Source organism: Salinisphaera orenii subsp. orenii MK-B5 (assembly GCF_003788635.1).
Classification (GTDB): Bacteria; Pseudomonadota; Gammaproteobacteria; order Nevskiales; family Salinisphaeraceae; genus Salinisphaera; species Salinisphaera orenii.
Genome location: NZ_AYKH01000002.1, coordinates 1 through 16468, shown reverse-complemented (window position 1 = coordinate 16468; position 16468 = coordinate 1). Strand labels below are relative to the sequence as shown.

At 69.6% G+C, this 16468-nt stretch carries 14 protein-coding genes; 5 read left to right on the top strand and 9 right to left on the bottom strand.

Annotated elements, in window-relative coordinates:
- Positions 1 to 6: 6 nt before the first annotated feature.
- Both SAOR_RS01930 and SAOR_RS01925 read right to left on the bottom strand, forming a co-directional pair.
- A complete protein-coding gene (locus SAOR_RS01930; RefSeq protein WP_123629989.1) occupies positions 7 to 732 on the bottom strand; it encodes a DUF429 domain-containing protein in 726 nt (241 codons plus the stop codon).
- Positions 733 to 764: 32 nt separating this feature from the next.
- Positions 765 to 2210 (bottom strand): NAD-dependent succinate-semialdehyde dehydrogenase, encoded by a 1446-nt coding sequence (locus SAOR_RS01925; RefSeq protein ID WP_123629988.1) that lies wholly within the window; start codon positions 2208 to 2210, stop codon positions 765 to 767.
- A gap of 156 nt (positions 2211 to 2366) precedes the next feature.
- Between SAOR_RS01925 and SAOR_RS01920 the strand changes: the two genes are divergently transcribed.
- From SAOR_RS01920 to nhaC, 5 genes are all read left to right on the top strand, one after another.
- Positions 2367 to 3383, top strand: coding sequence for an alcohol dehydrogenase (locus tag SAOR_RS01920; protein ID WP_184947514.1), 1017 nt, complete (start codon positions 2367 to 2369; stop codon positions 3381 to 3383).
- A 177-nt stretch (positions 3384 to 3560) separates the two neighbouring features.
- Positions 3561 to 5513, top strand: coding sequence for a molecular chaperone HtpG (gene htpG, locus SAOR_RS01915; protein ID WP_123629987.1), 1953 nt, complete (start codon positions 3561 to 3563; stop codon positions 5511 to 5513).
- A 69-nt stretch (positions 5514 to 5582) separates the two neighbouring features.
- The gene (locus SAOR_RS01910; RefSeq protein WP_123629986.1) at positions 5583 to 6161 is read left to right on the top strand and encodes a hypothetical protein; all 579 of its coding nucleotides are present in this window, start codon (positions 5583 to 5585) and stop codon (positions 6159 to 6161) included.
- A 1-nt stretch (position 6162) separates the two neighbouring features.
- Positions 6163 to 6654 carry a DUF2489 domain-containing protein gene (locus SAOR_RS01905; protein WP_184947788.1) on the top strand — a complete coding sequence of 164 codons (492 nt, stop codon included), beginning with the start codon at positions 6163 to 6165 and terminating at the stop codon, positions 6652 to 6654.
- A 147-nt stretch (positions 6655 to 6801) separates the two neighbouring features.
- Positions 6802 to 8313, top strand: a complete 1512-nt coding sequence (nhaC, locus tag SAOR_RS01900) for a Na+/H+ antiporter NhaC (protein ID WP_221179845.1) — start codon at positions 6802 to 6804, stop codon at positions 8311 to 8313.
- Here nhaC and ggt read toward each other — a convergent pair.
- The 7 genes from ggt to SAOR_RS01865 all read right to left on the bottom strand — a co-directional run.
- Positions 8300 to 10027, bottom strand: coding sequence for a gamma-glutamyltransferase (gene ggt, locus SAOR_RS01895; protein ID WP_123629985.1), 1728 nt, complete (start codon positions 10025 to 10027; stop codon positions 8300 to 8302). The genes nhaC and ggt overlap by 14 nt on opposite strands.
- A gap of 84 nt (positions 10028 to 10111) precedes the next feature.
- The gene (coaD, locus tag SAOR_RS01890; RefSeq protein ID WP_123592530.1) at positions 10112 to 10606 is read right to left on the bottom strand and encodes a pantetheine-phosphate adenylyltransferase; all 495 of its coding nucleotides are present in this window, start codon (positions 10604 to 10606) and stop codon (positions 10112 to 10114) included.
- Positions 10603 to 11214 (bottom strand): 16S rRNA (guanine(966)-N(2))-methyltransferase RsmD, encoded by a 612-nt coding sequence (rsmD, locus tag SAOR_RS01885; protein ID WP_123629984.1) that lies wholly within the window; start codon positions 11212 to 11214, stop codon positions 10603 to 10605. The genes coaD and rsmD overlap by 4 nt, the downstream gene beginning before the upstream one ends.
- 25 nt (positions 11215 to 11239) lie before the next feature.
- Positions 11240 to 12694, bottom strand: a complete 1455-nt coding sequence (gene tldD, locus SAOR_RS01880; protein ID WP_123629983.1) for a metalloprotease TldD — start codon at positions 12692 to 12694, stop codon at positions 11240 to 11242.
- Between the two features lie 318 nt (positions 12695 to 13012).
- Entirely contained in the window at positions 13013 to 13987 is a 975-nt protein-coding gene (locus SAOR_RS01875) for a quinone oxidoreductase family protein (protein ID WP_123629982.1), read from the bottom strand.
- A gap of 42 nt (positions 13988 to 14029) precedes the next feature.
- The gene (locus SAOR_RS01870) at positions 14030 to 14866 is read right to left on the bottom strand and encodes a carbon-nitrogen hydrolase family protein (RefSeq protein ID WP_123629981.1); all 837 of its coding nucleotides are present in this window, start codon (positions 14864 to 14866) and stop codon (positions 14030 to 14032) included.
- A 45-nt stretch (positions 14867 to 14911) separates the two neighbouring features.
- Positions 14912 to 16468, bottom strand: a 1557-nt coding sequence (locus SAOR_RS01865) for a YhdP family phospholipid transporter (RefSeq protein ID WP_148077365.1), incomplete at its 5' end; no start/stop codon positions are given.

Here is a 16468-nt window from a genome sequence, read left to right as displayed (position 1 = left end):
CCGCGCTCAGATACAGATCCGCATCGGCAGGCCGTCGGCGTCGTACGCCGGGCGACCCGGCAGCACCTGATGGCGGCCGGCGGCCACCCGCTCGGCGGTGAACAGACAGGCGAGGGCATCGGCGATGTCGTCGTCGGCCAGAGCTTTGCGTGGATGGGCTGCGCGCACGGCTTCGAGCAGGCGGCGGTCGTGGCGTGCCAGGACCAGTGTCAGGCGATCGAAGGCGCCCAGGGCGGCGGTCTTGGGATGCGGCATCGGCTGCAGGCGCGTGCTCTCGCCGCCATTCCAGGCCGCGAACGACAGCTCCGGATGGGCCTCGACCATCGACGCCCGCCAGCGCGGATCGTCGTGCAGCAGCCGATCCACCTCGCGCAGCTTGTCGAATAGATTGTAGGCCTGGGCGGAGACCCCGGCGCCGCCGTGCGCGCGGTTGATGCGGGTGGCCTCGGCCTGGGAGGCGGCCCCGTGCACGGCCGCCCGCGTCGGCGTGTCGAACACGCTGGCACGGCGCGGTCCGCCGAGCTGTTCCCGCGCGACCCGGTCGCAGTCGCGGCTGCCGCAGACGGGCAGGCCGATCGGCATGTCGACCGCAACCACGCTGCGTGCCGGATCCGCACCGAGCGTGTCCAGCAGGCCGGCCAGCGTTGGGCCGACGGCCAGGCCGGCGGGCGTCGCCGCTATCCAGCCGGCGCGGCAGCCGTCGACGCCGATCACGCGGGGTTCACCGGCCATGGCGCGCCGCGCGGCGTCCGCCTGCGTCGCGGTTATCCCTGCGGCAGGCCGCCGATGCAGTAGTACTTGGTCTCGAGATACTCCTCGATGCCGACATGGGCGCCCTCGCGGCCGAGACCGGACTGCTTCACGCCGCCGAAAGGCACGTGCGGCCCGGTGATGTCCATGGTGTTGACGCCGACCATGCCGTAGTCGAGCCCGCGGAGGAAGCGGCGGATGCGGGCGTCGGCGTGCGTGAGCACATAGGCGGCCAGGCCGAAGACGGTGTCGTTGGCCGCGGCGATCACGGCGTCGTCATCGTCGAATGCACAGATCGGGGCGACCGGGGCGAAGGCCTCCTCCGAGAACACCCGCATCCCGGGGGTGAAGTCGGCGACGACCGTGGGCATGAAAAAGCGCGGCCCGGGCGCCTCGGCCTGATCGCGGCCGAGGATGCGCGCGCCTTGCTGACGGGCGTCGTCGACCAGCCCCTGCGCCTTGTCGACCGCGCCTTCGTGGATCAGCGGACCGATGGCGTTGGCCTCGTCGAGGCCGTTGCCCACGGCCAGGGCGTTCATCCGTTCGACGAAGCGATCGAGGAAGTCGTCGTAGAGGGCGCGGTGGACGAAGATGCGATTGGCGGCGATGCAGTCCTGACCGGAGGTCTGGAACTTGGCGGCGATCGCGGTATCGACCGCGGTCTCCACGTCGACATCGTCGCAGACGATCAGCGGCGCATTGCCGCCGAGCTCCATGGCTGTGCACTTGACCGTGTCCGCGCTCTGACGGATCAGCGACTTGCCGACCTCGGTCGAGCCCGTGAACGACAGCGCCCGGACGCGGGCGTCGGCGCACACGCGTTCGGCAAACGTTCGGCCCGGGCCGGTGACGACGTTGAATTCGCCGCGGTCCAGGCCCGCCTCGGCCGCCAGCGCAGCCAGCGCCAGCGCAGAGAACGGCGTTTCGTTGGCCGGGTTGACCAGCGTCGTGCAGCCGGCCGCCAGGGCCGCGCCCACCTTGCGGGTGATCATGGCCAGGGGGAAGTTCCAGGGCGTGATCACCGCCGCCACGCCGACCGGTTCGCGCAGGGTGCCGATGGCCACCGTCGGGTCCTCGGGCGGGATGGTGGCGCCGGTCGTGCGGCGGGCCTCTTCGGCGAACCAGCGCAGGAAACTCGCCGCATAGTCGACTTCGCCGCGCGCCTCGGCGATGGGCTTGCCCTGTTCGTGGGTCATCAGCCGCGCGAGCGCCTCGCGATGGGCGGTCATGCCCTGATACCAGGTCAGCAGGACGTCGGCGCGTTCGAGCACGGGGCGCTGCCGCCAGGCGTCGAAGGCCGCATGCGCGGCGTCGATCGCGCCGTCCATGTAGGTCGCCGACAGGGCGGGCACCTGGCCGAGCGTCTCGCCCGTGGCGGGATCGTCCACGGCCGTGGTCGAACGGTCGTCGGCCACGATCCAGCGACCGCCGACATAGGCCTGTTCGTGCATCAGTTCCATGGTTGCTCTCGCTTGGATGCCCAGGACGCGGCACGCTAACAGCCGCCGACGCGGGCCGGCATCAGTAGTAGCGCGTAACCCGGCCGCACGCCGCGCGGGCGGGACCGCGGTGTTAGGCTCGGGTTCACGCAGTCATGCAGCACAAGGAGAACGGTCATGTCGCGCATGCAAGTCGCACAGCTCAGCGCCGCCGGCGCCGATTTCGAGCTGGTCGAACGCAACATCCCCGAGCCCGGGCCCGATCAAGTCCGGGTGAAGATCGAGGCCTGCGGCATCTGTCACTCCGATGCCTTCGTCAAGGACGGCGGCTTTCCGGGACTGGAGTACCCGCGGGTGCCGGGCCACGAGGTCGCCGGCACTGTGGACGCGCTCGGCGATGACGTCGATCACTGGCAGCCCGGTCAGCGGGTCGGTGTCGGCTGGCACGGTGGGCACTGCTTTTCCTGCGAGTCCTGCCGCCGCGGCGACTTCGTCACCTGCGCCAACGAGCAGATCTGCGGTATCTCCTATGACGGCGGCTACGCCGAATACATGATCGCCCCGGCCGAGGCGCTGGTCGCGATCCCGGACACCCTGTCGTCGGTGGACGCGGCGCCGCTGCTGTGTGCCGGCGTGACCACCTACAACGGCATGCGCAACACCGGTGCGGTGGCCGGCGACGTGGTCGCGATCCAGGGCATCGGCGGGCTCGGTCATCTGGCCATCCAGTACGCCCACGCCATGGGCTTTCATACCGTGGCCATGTCGCGCGGCACGGACAAGAAGGCCCTGGCCGAGGAACTCGGCGCCGACACCTATATCGACACCGAGGCCCAGGACGCGGTCGAGGCCCTGCAGGCGCTGGGCGGTGCCCGCGTGATCGTGGCCACCGCGCCCAATCCGAAGCTGATGAGCTCGGTGGTCGACGGTCTGGGCGTCAACGGCCGGCTGCTGGTGCTGGGGGCCTCGCCCGAGCCCATCGAGGTCTCGCCGTTCCAGCTGCTGATGGCCCGCCGCAGCGTGGCCGGCCACCCGAGCGGCACCCCGCGGGACTCCGAGGACACGCTGGACTTCTCGGCGCTGCGCGATATCCAGACGCGTATCGAGACCTATCCGCTGTCCGAGGTCAACGACGCCTACGCCCGCATGATCAACAACGACGCCCGTTTCCGCGTCGTGCTGACCATGACCTGAGCGGTCGTTCACGATCGCCTTCGAAGCCCGCCACCGGCGGGCTTTTTTGTTGGCCGGGGCTCGTCGCGCGGCGGCCGCAGAACTTGAAAAAGCGCCGAGCGGGCCGCATACCGCCGTGTTAGGTGGCGAGGGCGCCACGGTCACCATTCAACAGCCACAGATCGGACGAGCCAAGCGATGAGTGAAGAGCAGTCGAACCCGGACACCGAAAGCGCGCAGCCGAGCGCGAACGCCGAGAAACACGGTTTTCAGGCCGAGGTGAAACAGCTGCTGCAGCTGATGATCCATTCGATGTATTCGAACAAGGAGGTGTTCGCCCGCGAACTGATCTCCAACGCGTCGGATGCGCTGGACACGCTGCGCTTCGAGGGCCTCAAGGACGATTCGCTGTTCGAAGGCGATTCTGAGCTGCAGATCTGGATCGAGCAGGACAAGGACAACCGCACGGTCACCATCGGCGACAACGGCGTAGGCATGACGCGCGACCAGGTCATGGAGCGCATCGGCACGATCGCCAAGTCCGGTACGCGAGCCTTCCTCGACAGCCTGTCCGGCGACGAGAAGAAGGACGCGAAGCTGATCGGCCAGTTCGGCGTGGGCTTCTATTCGGCCTTCATCGTGGCCGATCAGGTCGTGGTCGACACCCGCCGCGGCGGCGAGTCCACCGGCGTGCGCTGGATCTCGGACGGCGGCGGCGAATACACGCTCGAAGAGATCGACAAGCCGCAGCGCGGCACCACCGTGACGCTGCATCTGCGCGAAGGCGAAGAGGAATTCACCGAGCCGCATCGGCTGCGGCATCTGGTCAAGACCTATTCCGACCATATCGCCTTCCCCATCAAGATGCGCGAGCAGCTGTCGGAAGAAGACGAGAACGAAGGCAAGGAAGCCGGCTGGGAGCAGGTCAACCGCGGCGCGCCGCTGTGGGCCGAACCCAAGTCGAAGCTGTCCGACGAGGACTACGCCGAGTTCTACAAGCACACCTGCAACGACTTCGAGGATCCGCTCACCTGGACCCACAACAAGGTCGAGGGCAGCCAGGAATACACCAACCTGCTGTATATCCCGAAGCGTGCGCCCTTCGATCTGTTCGACCCGAACGGCAAGCAGCACGGCGTGAAGCTGTACGTGCAGCGCGTGTTCATCATGGACGACGCGGAAAAGCTCATGCCGCGCTACCTGCGGTTCGTTAAGGGCGTGATCGATTCCAACGATCTGCCGCTCAACGTCTCGCGCGAGCTCTTGCAGAACAACCGTCTGCTGGACAAGATCCGCTCCGGGTCGGTGAAGAAGGTGCTCGGCCTGATCGAATCGATGGCCAAGGACGAAGACGATCCGGAGAAGTTCAAGACCTTCTCCAACGAGTTCGGCACCGTTCTCAAGGAAGGCGTCGTCGAGGACTACGAAAACCAGACCCGCATCGCCAAGCTGCTGCGCTTCAAGACCACGCAGGATGAGTCCGCCGATCCGGGCGTGTCGCTGGATACCTATATCGAGCGCATGGCCGAAGGCCAGGACAAGATCTACTACATCACCGCGGATACGCTGGCCGAGGCCAAGCACAGCCCGCATCTCGAGATCTTCAAGAAGAAGAACATCGAAGTGCTGCTGCTCACCGACCGCGTCGATGAGTGGGTGATGGCCCACATGACCGAGTACGAGGGCAAGGAGTTCTCCTCGGTCGCCAAGGGCGCGCTGGATCTCGGCGAAGCCGAAACCGAAGAAGAGAAAGAACAGCAGAAAAAGCTCGAGGAAGAATCCTCCAATCTGGTCGAGCGCATCAAGGAGGCGCTGGGCGAACGGGTCAACGAAGTGCGGGTCACGCATCGTCTGACCGATTCGCCGGCTTGCCTGGTCGCCGACGAGCACGGCATGTCGGCGCATCTCGAGCGCATCCTCAAGGAAGCCGGCCAGGAAATGCCCAATACCGCGCCGCATCTGGAGATCAACCCGACCCATCCGTTGGTGGAAAAGCTGGCCGACGAGCAGGGCGAGGACGAGTTCAATTCCTTCTCGCAGATGCTGTTCGAGCAGGCCGTGCTGGCCGAGGGCGGCGAGCTGGAGGATCCGGCGACTTTCGTGCGGCGGATGAACCAGATGCTGCTGGCGGTCTCGCGGGGCGCGGCCTAGGTGCGGGGGTCGCCCCCGGCGGTGCGAGCGGGCATAGTCGGGGGCGTACCGACACGGAGGAACACGACCATGAAGAATACGCTGCGAATCGGCACCGCCCTGATCGGGCTCACGCTCGCCAGCATGGCGGCGACAGCCGCGGCCCAGACCGTCGAGATCGGCGGCACCACGCTCGACCTCGGCGAGTCGCGGGCCGACACACTGGCGATCGCCAACGCCCAGTTCGACGTGTCGCCGACCGGCACGAGCGGGCACTACAATCTCTATCCTAAGCCGCGCGCCGGCGACTCCTGGGATACGCCACGGGGGCCGGCGATCGGCAGCCTCACCCTCGAGGACGGCCGGCTCGTGCGGGTCACGCACAATCTCGGCTCGTTTCGCAGTGAGGACGCCGAGGCCGCGATCGAGAATCTCATCGCGGCTTTCGACCGGGCGCCCGCGAGCGGCGAACGCCCGAGCGTGCACACCGATCGCGCCGGGTCGGGCCAGGGCGGCACGTCGCGGGTGTACTTCAGCTATCCGGACCGCGTGATCCAGATCGTGATCTATCGGCCGGACTTCGAGGGCGGCATGGCCACCATCGACATCACGGAACAGTACGCCCTGCGCGGCGGCAGCCGTCCACAGTCGACGCCGATGGCCGAATAGCGTGCTCTGGGCCGCTACCGTCGCCGCCGGCGCGATCATCGTCGCGCTGGCGGCCTATGCCGGCTGGCTGTGGTGGCGGGTCGCGACCCAGCGACGCGACCGCGACCGTCACAACGCGGCCGTGCTGGCCGACACCCAGGCCGAGCGGAGCGCGAGCATCGCCATCCTCGCGGACAGCCTCCTGACCGGCGAGCTCAATCTCTCCGAAGGCGCGATCCGGCTCAAGGTGCTGCTGGACCATTGGTATGCCCCCGGCAGCGGGCAGGCCGACTACCCCGCGATCTATCGTCTCTATCTGTCCACCTGTACGATGCCACGCGGCGCCGAGCGTGATGCCCGGCCGAAACGCGAGATACGCCGCCTCGATCGCGAGCGGGAAGCGTTCGAACTCGCGGCGCGAGACGCCGTGCTCGCCGAAGCCCAGGCGCTTCAGCAGCGCTTCGGCGTGCCGCCCGGCCGTGCCGGGCTGAGCCGGCTGCAGGTCGCGCCCTAGGCCTTTTTAGGGTTCGCGCGGAGCGAACCTCTACCGGTGTTTTTCGAAAACGCCGCGGCTTGGCCTCGTGGCGGGTTCGCCTGTGCGCATGTCCGCGAGACGGATCGCATCGTCCGGCGCCCCGATCATTTCAATGATGGAGTGTGGATGACAACCACAGACGATACCCCGCGCATCAGTGTGCCCATGGCGGCGCTGCCGATCGTGCTGACGTTTCTGGTGCTGGGACTGCAGCTTTTCGTGTTCGACACCTTCGTGCCGCACGTGCCGCTAATACTCGGTATCGGCATCACCGCCGCGCTCGGCCGGCTCAACGGCTGCAGCTGGGACGCCATGCAGGACGGCATGCTGCACGTGGTGCGCGTCGGTCTGCCGGCTCTGGGGATTCTGCTGCTGGTCGGCATGATCACGGGCGTGTGGATCGCAGCGGGCACCGTCCCGACCCTGATCTACTACGGCCTGGAACTGCTCAGCCCGCAGGCCTTTCTCGCCACCGCGGCGATCCTCTGTGCCGTGGTCTCCGTGTCGCTGGGCACCTCCTGGGGCACGCTCGGCACCGTCGGTCTCGCGCTGATGGGCATCGGTCACGGCTTCGGCCTGCCGGCCTACTGGACCGCCGGCGCGGTGGTGTCGGGCGCGTTCTTCGGCGACAAGATATCGCCGCTGTCCGATACCACCAATCTCGCCCCCGCGGTCACGGGCGTGAATCTGTTCACGCATATCCGCAACCTCATGCCCACCACCGTGCCCTCGATGGCGATCGCGCTGGCCGTCTATACCGTGGCCGGCTTCGTGTTGATCGGCAACCAGCCGGTTTCGTTCGAGCGCATTACGAGCATCACCGACGGCCTGGCGGCGCATTTCACGATCTCGGCGTGGACGCTCCTCCCGGTGGTGCTGGTGATCGGCCTGGCGCTGGCGCGCATGCCGGCGATGCCGACACTGTTCTTCGGTGTGCTCGTCGGCGCGGTCACCGCCCTGATCGCCCAGGGGGCGAGTCTGGCCTCGATCTTCGACGAGGCTTTCGCCGGCTACAGCATCGAGACCGGCGTCGAGTCCATCGACGGCCTGCTCAACGGTGGCGGCATCCAGTCGATGACCTGGGTGATCACGCTGCTGCTGATCGCGCTGTCCTACGGCGGCGTGCTGGAGCGCACCGGCTGTCTGCGGGCGCTCATCGAGGCGCTGGTACAGCGCGTGCGCAGCTTCGGCGGGCTTCAGACCTCGGCGATCGGTGCCGCGGCGAGCACCAACGTGGTCGCCGGCGATCCCTATCTGTCGATCGCGCTCACCGGACGCATGTTCGGTCCGGCCTATCGCGGTCAGGGAGCGGCCATGCGCAATCTCTCGCGGGCGACAGAGGAGGGCGGCACGCTCGTCTCCCCGCTGGTGCCCTGGAACGCCGGCGGCGCGGTCGTGATCACCGCGCTGGGGCTGGGCATCGCCGAGGGCCAGGCGATCAACCTGCTCTACATCCCGCTGGCCTTCGCCTGCTGGCTGTCGCCGCTGATCGGCATGGCCTACGGCTGGCTGGGGTGGTTCTCCCCGCGGGCCGACGCGGCCGAGCGCGCGCAGTGGCAGCGCGACGGCGAGCACGTGCTGGACGTCGACGCGCTCACGCCGGCCTCGCCGTCGCTGGCCGCGACTAGTCGGCGCTAGCGCAGACGGGGCTTTCCTGCCCGATCGCGGCACAGCCGATGCCGCGCGGGTCGGCGGCCGCATCCACGCGGTCGTCGACCCGATCCCATATCACCGCATGCATGTCGCCGTAGCGGCGATCGACCCGCTTGAGCCGGTGGCCGAGCGCCTCCAGGCCGTCGATGGTGTCCGCCGACAGGGCGCCGGTCTCGTATTCGACCGCGTCCGGCAGATACTGGTGGTGATAGCGCGGGGTCGACACCACGCTTTCGGCGTCACCGCCGTGGGTGAAGTCGAGCACGCCCAGCAGCACCATGGAGATGATCCGCGAGCCGCCCGGCGTGCCGAGCGCGAGCGTCCGGTCGTCGCCGACCACGAACGTCGGCGTCATGCTCGACAATGGCCGCTTGCCCGGTGCGATGGCGTTGGCTTCGCTGCTGACCAGCCCGTAGCCGTTGGGCGTGAGCGGCTTGGCCGCGAAGTCGTCCATCTCGTCGTTGAGAAACACTCCCGTGCCGGCGGCGACCATGCCCGAGCCGAAGGGGAAGTTCACCGACAGCGTGGCCGCGACCCGGTTGCCCTCGGCGTCGATCACCGAGAAGTGGGTCGTATGGCGGCCGTTGGCGTGATCGGCGGTGACCCGGGCGAGTTCGTTGCTGCGCGTGGCCCGGTCGCGACGGATCCCGACCCGCAGCCCCGCGGCGTAGCGCTTGTCGGTCAGGCGCGCGATCGGCATGTCGACGAAGTCGGGATCGCCGAGATAGACCGCGCGGTCGCGGTAGGCGCGGCGCATCGCCTCGATGGTGATGTGGCGGCGCTGGACGTCGTCCAGCCCGGCCCAATCGAACCCCTCGATGATGTTCAGCGCCTCGACCAGCACCGGGCCGCCGGAGGACGGCGGTCCGGCGGATACGATCTCGTAGCGCCCCTGCGGCGTCTTGTAGCGGCCGCGTATGGGTTCGCGCTCCACGACCTCGTAGTCCGCCAGATCCTGACGGGTCCAGATCCCGCCGGCGCTCTGCACGGCTTCCACGAGGCGGCGGGCGACGTCGCCGTCGTAGAAGCCGGCGCGGCCCTCTCGCGCCAGGATCTCGAGCGTCCGGGCCAGATCCGGCTGGCGCAGGGTGGTGCCGACCGGCAGCGGCTGATCGTCGTCGTCGAGGATCAGCGCCGCGCTGGCCGGATACCGGGCGAGCACGTCGCGGCGGTATTCGGCCAGTCGGTGCATGTGCTCGCCCACGGGAAAGCCCTCGCGGGCGAGGCGGATGGCCGGCGCCAGGCTGGTGGCCAGATCGAGCGCGCCGTACTTGCTCGCCATGTGCACCAGGGCCGCGGGCTCGCCCGGGATGCCCGCGGCCAGGGCGCCGTCGCGCGAGGCGTCCTCGATGAACTCGCCCGAGTCGTCGAGATACATGTCGCGGCTGGCGGCGTTCGGTGCCTTCTCGCGGCCGTCGACCATGATGTCGCGGCCGCTGTCGGCCTCGTGCAGCAGCCAGAAACCGCCGCCGCCGAGCCCCGAGCCCTGAGGCTCGACCACCGCCAGGGCCGCGGAGACCGCCACCGCCGCGTCGAAGGCGTTGCCGCCCTGTTCGAGTACGGTCATGCCCGCCCGGGTGGCCGCCGGATGGGCGCTGGATATCGCCGCGGCCGGCGGTGTGTCGCTGTCGGCAGCGGCCGGCAGGGGCGTGGCCGGGAGAACGAGGGCGGCGAGCAGCAGGGTCAGGGTGCGGCGCATCGATGATCGACGTGGTTGAGGCAGGGCGCCAAGATACCCTGTCGAATCATCGCACTCCAGCCGCTGCCCGCGGGCCGGCCGGCGCTAGCCGGCCGTCTTCTCGTGCAGCTTGTCGGCCACCAGCCCCGGCACGAGCCCGCTGATGCGCCCGTCCAGGAACGCGATCTCGCGCACCAGCGTCGACGAGATGTGGGCGAACTCCGGCGACGGGGCGAGGAAGATGGTGTCCACCTGGGGCGCCAGATGGCGATTCATCACCGCCATCTGTTTCTCGTATTCGTAATCGCCGACCCCGCGGACCCCGCGGACCAGCACCCGCACCTCGTGCTTGCGCGCGAAGTCGACGATCAGGCCGCTGACCGGCATGACCACGACGTTGTCGACGTCGGCGAGCACCTGCTTGGCCAGCTCCACGCGCTCGGCGTGGTCGAATATGGATTTCTTGCTCGCGTTGCTGGCGACCGCGACGATCAGTTCGCTGAACATGCTGGCGGCCCGCCGGATGACGTCGGCGTGGCCGTTGGTGATCGGATCGAAGGTCCCCGTGTACGCGGCGCGTATGGATTTGGATTGGCTCATGGCCGGCTATCTTCGCTGCGCGCGCCGGGCTGTGCAAGACAATAGCCGACAGCGCCGGCGCGTCTGGCCCGCAGGAGGTCGAAATCGTCGGCCAGCAGCGCCTCGATGTGCGCCTGGCGCGCGGCCGGATATTCCAGATACAGGCGGGCGCCGGGCGCCAGCCGGGGCGCGATCGCGGCCACGGCCCCCGCGTGCAGATCGGCATCGAACGGCGGGTCGATGAAGACGATGTCGAAGGGGCCGGCGGCTGCCGCCTGCGCGCCGGCGTCGGCGGTGACCGCGTGCCCGCGTGCGCCCGCGCCGAGCGTGACCAGGGCGGCTTCGATGGCCGCGGTGGCCGCGCGATCGGTATCGACGAAGGTGACATGGCCCGCCCCGCGCGAGAGGGCCTCCAGACCGAGCGCGCCGGTACCGGCGAACAGGTCCAGGCAGCGGCTGCCGGCGATGCGCGGGGCCAGCCAGTTGAACAGCGTCTCGCGCACGCGGTCGGGCGTGGGGCGCAGGCCCGGCCGCTCGGCCACCGCCAGCCGGCGGCCGCGCCATTCGCCGCCGATCAGGCGCAGGCCGGCGGCCGGACGCGAGGACGAGCGGCGTGGACGGCGGGGCATGCGGCGCGCGGCGTCTGCGCCGCTCTCAGCCCTGCTCGGTGCCGCCGACCGTGATCGCGTCGACCCGGAGCGTGGGCTGGCCGACGCCCACGGGCACGCTCTGGCCGTGCTTGCCGCAGATGCCGATGCCGGTGTCCAGCGCCCAGTCGCGACCGACCATGGAGATGCGCTCGAGCACGTCCGGGCCGTTGCCGATGAGCGTGGCGCCCTTGACCGGCGCGCCGATGCGGCCGTTCTCGATGCGATAGGCCTCGTCGGCCGAGAACACGAAGTTGCCTGAGGTGATGTCCACCGAGCCGCCGGAGAAGTTCACCGCGTAGATGCCGTGATCGACCGAGGCGATGATGTCGTCCGGGTCCGAGGTGCCCGGCTGCATGTAGGTATTGGTCATGCGCGGCATGACGGTGTGCGCGTAGGACTCGCGGCGGGCGTTGCCGGTCGGGCGCGCGCCCATCAGCCGGGCGTTGTGCTTGTCCTGCATGTAGCCGGTGAGCATGCCGTTTTCGATCAGCGTGTTGGCGGCCGCCGGCGTGCCCTCGTCGTCGACCGCGAGCGAACCGCGGCGGCCCGTCAGCGTGCCGTCGTCGACCACCGTGCACAGATCGGAGGCCACGCGTTGGCCCATGCGCCCGGCGTAGTTGGAGGAGCCGCGGCGGTTGAAGTCCCCCTCCAGTCCGTGGCCGACCGCCTCGTGCAGGAGCACGCCGGGCCAGCCGGCGCCGAGCACCACCGGCAGGCTGCCGGCGGGCGCGGGCTCGGCGCGCAGGCGCACCAGCGCCCGGCGCACGGCCTCGCGGGCGTATTCGGCCACGTGGTCGGTGTCCTGGGTGAAATAGTCGTAGCCCATGCGCGCGCCGCCGCCGGCCGAGGCCGATTCGCGTACGCCGTTGTCCTCGACCTGAACGGAGACGTTCACGCGCACGAGCGGACGCACGTCGCCGGCGAGCGTGCCGTCGGAGGCGGCGACGAGCATGGTGTCGGAGGACCCGGCCAGCGACACCGTCACGCGGACCACACGATCGTCGCTGTCGCGGGCGACGCGGTCGGCGTGATGGAGCAGGGCGACCTTGGCATCGGCGTCCAATGTGGCCGCCGGGTCGATCGGCGCGTAGCGCGCCACGCCGCCGGTCTCGCGCCGTGCCAGGGCGTTGACGGTGGCGCTGCGACCACTGCGGGCGATCGCGGCCGCTGCCTTGGAGGCCTGCGTCAGGGCCGGGAAGGCGAGCTCGTCGGCGTAGGCGAAGCCGGTCTGCTCGCCGGCCAGCGCACGCACGCCCACGCCCTGGGCGGTGGAGGCGCCGGCGCTTCGGACCACGCCGTCCTCGAGCAGCCAGTTCTCGTTGCGCAGGATCTGGAAATACAGGTCGGCGTAGTCCACCCCGGGCACCATCAGGGCGCCCAGCGTGGCCTCGAGCTGACCGGCCTCGATGCCGGCGCGGCCGAGCAGGGTGTCGGAGGCGATGTCGATTGCGCTGTTCATTTCGTCAGGCTAACACCACAGCGGCTCGGATAGCGCCTGCACGCTACGGCCGATGCGTCCGGATTTCGCGGTGTTCGGGCGGCCGGCGGCCCGCCCGAGCGATTGGCCATGACAGCCGGAGTACGGCCCACGCGACCGACTCCGCGGCTTAGGCGACGACAGGCACGTAGCCCGCGGCGATCCGGCTTTCGAAATCGCCCCGGATGGGCTCCTGCGCTCGGCCCGGACGCGCGCTGCGGTTACGACAGGCGAGGCGCACGCTGGCCGTGATGTCGGCGGCATGCGCCCGCGTCGCGGCTCGCGATCGTGCCCAACTCCTCAGGGCAGCAGAATGGTCGACCCGGTGGTCTGCCGGTCGGCCAGGGCCCGCTGGGCGGCGCCGGCCTCCTCGAGCGCGAAGCGCTGGCCGATGTGGATCTTCACCGCGCCGGATTCCAGAACCGAGAACAGGTCGGCGCACATCATCTCGAAGCGTTCGCGGGTGTCGGCGTAGCCGCCCAGACTCGGCCGGGTGACGAACAGCGAGCCGCCCTTGTTGAGCTCGGCGAGGTTTACGCCTTCCACCGGGCCCGAGGCGTTGCCGAAGCTCACCATCAGCCCGCGCGGCGCGAGACAAGCCAGCGAGTCCTTCCAGGTGTCGCGGCCGACCGAATCGTAGACCACCGGCACCATGGCGCCGTCGGTGAGTTCGCGGACGCGTTCCGGCACCGATTCGCGGGTGTAGTCGATGGTCATCCAGGCGCCGTTGCGGTGGGCGAAATCAGCCTTGTCCTCGTTGGAGACGGTGCCGATGACGTGCGCGCCCAGCGCATGCGCCCACTGGCAGGCGATCGAGCCGACGCCGCCGGCCGCGGCGTGGAAGAGGATGTTCTCGTCCTCGTCGACGGCATAGGTCTGGCGGATCAGGTACTGAACGGTCAGGCCCTTGAGCATGCCGCCGGCGGCGGTCTCGAAGTCGATCGCCTCCGGCAGGGCGATGACGTTGGCCGCCGGCATGATCGCGAACTCGCCGTAGGCGCCCTTGGGGCCCTGGGCGTAGGCCACGCGATCGCCCTCCTCGAAATCGTCGACGCCTTCGCCGACCGCGTCGACCACGCCGGCGCCCTCGGTGCCGAGACCGCTGGGCAGCTCGGTCGGATACAGGCCGGTGCGGAAATAGATGTCGATGAAGTTCAGGCCGATCGCCCGGTTGCAGATACGCACCTCGCCGGGGCCGGGATCGCGGGGTTTGACGTCCACGAGTTCGAGCACTTCCGGGCCGCCGGTCTCACGAAACTGGATCTGTCGCGCCATGAAGCGTCCTTGTCGTTGCTGGTTGGAAACGGATGCGGCCGGCTAGCCGAGCCGCCGATGGGCCAGACAGGGAAAGCCGCTGCGCAGTTCGGCCGCGCGCCGGCGGTCGATGCGCGCGAGGATGACCTCGTTGGCCTCGGTCTGCGCCTCTGCCTTGATCTGGCCCCAGGGGTCGACGATCAGGCTGTGGCCGTAGGTCCGGCGCCCGCTGGCGTGATGGCCGACCTGGTTCGGGGCGATGAGCGTGACCAGATTCTCGATCGCCCGCGCGCGCGTCAGCACGTGCCAGTGGGCGCTGCCGGTGGTGTGGGTGAACGCCGACGGGGCGACGATGACTTCCGCGCCGGCCGCGGTCAGGGCGCGGTAGAGCTCCGGAAAGCGCAGGTCGTAGCAGATCGAAAGCCCCAGCTTGCCGATCGGCGTGTCGAGGACCTGCGGCGGTTCGGGCGTGCCGGCGATGAAGGTCGCGGACTCGCGATAGGCCTCGGCCGAATCCGGCATGCCGACGTCGAACAGGTGGATCTTGTCGTAGCGGGCCACGCGGTTGCCGCTGTCGTCGTAGACCGGGCAGGCGGGATAGACCCGGTCCGGTTCGCCGCCGGCGATCGGGATGGTGCCGCCGACGATCCACAGCCCGTGTGCGCGCGCGGTCTCGGCGAGAAAATCCTGGATCGTGCCCTCGCCGTCGCGCTCGGCCACGCCCAGCTTGTCGGTCTCGCGCGCGCCCATGAGCGCGAAGTTCTCGGGCAGCACCGCCAGTTGCGCGCCCTGGCGCGCGGCCTCGGCGAGCAGATCGCCGGCCAGGGCGAGATTGGGGGCGACCTCGCCGAGCGAGGACATCTGGATGGCGGCGACGGTGGGGGAATCGAGCGCGGACATGCGGCCTCGTGCGGGTTGGTTCGACTGTGTCTGTAACGACTGAATCTATTGTTCGGCGCTGGGTTCCGCAATCTGCGGGTCGTCCCAGCTGCCCTTCAATGTATACCCGATGCTGGAGAATTTCTGGATCGGCTGCTTGAGCAGCTCCTGGACCGCCAGCACCGCCGCGCCCACGATCGGCCCGCCGAACACGGTGCTGGCGATCGCCACGCCGCTGCCGACCTTGGGCACGATGGTCACGCGTTCGTCGTAGTCGCGTGCGGCCAGCCCGATGCGCCCCTCGATGTCGATGCGCGACGAGGGCGTCTCGATGCGCACGCCGTCGCCGTAGGCGTTGCCGTCGTCGATATCGAAATGGGCGCGGATGCTGTCGAAGGCCAGCCCTTGGTCGACCACGTCGCGGAAGTCCAGCTGCAGGCGGCGGGGCAGCACGTAGAGGTTGACCAGCCCGAGCACCCGGGCGGCCCCCGGGTCGACCGACAGCAGCGTGCCGTTGTCGAGCGCGAGATTCACGCCGCCGTCCAGCGCGCGCAGATCCAGGCCGTTCGGATTCGGCGCGATCTCGAGCTGTGCATGCACGCGGGCGCGTTCGGCGCGTACCGTCGGCGGGTAGCCGAGCGTGCCGAACAGTCCGGGCAGGCCGTGCCCTTCGAAGCGCGTTTCCGCGCTGGCGCGCGTGCGGCCGTCGGCCCGCGTCCAGCGGCCCGTGGCCCAGCCGGTCAGCGCGCCGTCGTCGAGCGCCAGCCGCTCCAGCTGCCAGCCGTCGGCCCGCGTGGCCGCGCTCAGGCTCGCACGGCCGAAGTCGGTGTCGTCGACCCACAGCGAGGCCACGTCGACCCTCAGGCCCGGCAGTTCCCGCGGGTCCACCTCCGGCCAGATCACCGGCGAGGGCGTCTGTCCGTCGCCGTGGTCGTCGTCCGGCTCGGGCGGCCGGGTATGGATCGCCAGCCGGGCCAGATCGCCGTCGATGGCCACCCGGCCGCCCGCGGGCTGAGTCCAGGTGAACTGGCCGCGGGTGTCGGGGCCGTCGAGGTCCACGCGCCAGCCGGGCGCGTCGCTCATGGGCCGGGTCCGGACGTGGACGTTCTCGTAATAGCGGTTGTCCACGCGCAGCTCGCCGGCGCGCAGGTCGCCGCCGATGAAGGCCAGCTCGGTGGCTTCGTCGTCCGTGCTTGTCGCCTCCTCTTCGGCGGCGGTGAGCAGGTTGCGCACGAGATAGAACCAGCCCAGCCCGTCGACCGTGTCGGCCCGGCCGCCGATCCACACGCCGTTGGTATCGGGCGGCGTCAGCCCGGGGTCGTTGAGCCGGGCCTGCACGCGGGTCGGGCGGCCGCCGGCCAGGCGCACGCCGATGTCCAGGCGCTCGTCGTAGGCGACATCGACGCGGCTGCCGTCGCCGGCGATCGTGATGTCCAGCGGGGCCGGGGTTTCGGCGGTCTTGGCCATCGGTGTCGGCAGGTTCAGGGCCATGCCGGCGAGATCGCCCGTGGCGTGGATATCCGACGGCCCGCCGTCGCGGCCGACGTCGAAGGCCACGCGTAGGGCCGTGGCGCCCTCGGCGTAGTCCAGCCAGGGCCGCGGCAGATAATGGGCCAGAGCGTC

What these genes read in the sequence shown, in the direction of transcription:
- SAOR_RS01930 (WP_123629989.1), bottom strand. Translation starts at nt 732, where the DNA reads ATGGCCGGTGAACCCCGCGTGATCGGCGTCGACGGCTGCCGCGCCGGC.
- SAOR_RS01910 (WP_123629986.1), top strand. Translation starts at nt 5,583, where the DNA reads ATGAAGAATACGCTGCGAATCGGCACCGCCCTGATCGGGCTCACGCTC.
- SAOR_RS01925 (WP_123629988.1), bottom strand. Translation starts at nt 2,210, where the DNA reads ATGGAACTGATGCACGAACAGGCCTATGTCGGCGGTCGCTGGATCGTG.
- SAOR_RS01875 (WP_123629982.1), bottom strand. Translation starts at nt 13,987, where the DNA reads ATGGCGCGACAGATCCAGTTTCGTGAGACCGGCGGCCCGGAAGTGCTC.
- htpG (WP_123629987.1), top strand. Translation starts at nt 3,561, where the DNA reads ATGAGTGAAGAGCAGTCGAACCCGGACACCGAAAGCGCGCAGCCGAGC.
- rsmD (WP_123629984.1), bottom strand. Translation starts at nt 11,214, where the DNA reads ATGCCCCGCCGTCCACGCCGCTCGTCCTCGCGTCCGGCCGCCGGCCTG.
- nhaC (WP_221179845.1), top strand. Translation starts at nt 6,802, where the DNA reads ATGACAACCACAGACGATACCCCGCGCATCAGTGTGCCCATGGCGGCG.
- SAOR_RS01870 (WP_123629981.1), bottom strand. Translation starts at nt 14,866, where the DNA reads ATGTCCGCGCTCGATTCCCCCACCGTCGCCGCCATCCAGATGTCCTCG.
- SAOR_RS01920 (WP_184947514.1), top strand. Translation starts at nt 2,367, where the DNA reads ATGTCGCGCATGCAAGTCGCACAGCTCAGCGCCGCCGGCGCCGATTTC.
- ggt (WP_123629985.1), bottom strand. Translation starts at nt 10,027, where the DNA reads ATGCGCCGCACCCTGACCCTGCTGCTCGCCGCCCTCGTTCTCCCGGCC.
- tldD (WP_123629983.1), bottom strand. Translation starts at nt 12,694, where the DNA reads ATGAACAGCGCAATCGACATCGCCTCCGACACCCTGCTCGGCCGCGCC.
- coaD (WP_123592530.1), bottom strand. Translation starts at nt 10,606, where the DNA reads ATGAGCCAATCCAAATCCATACGCGCCGCGTACACGGGGACCTTCGAT.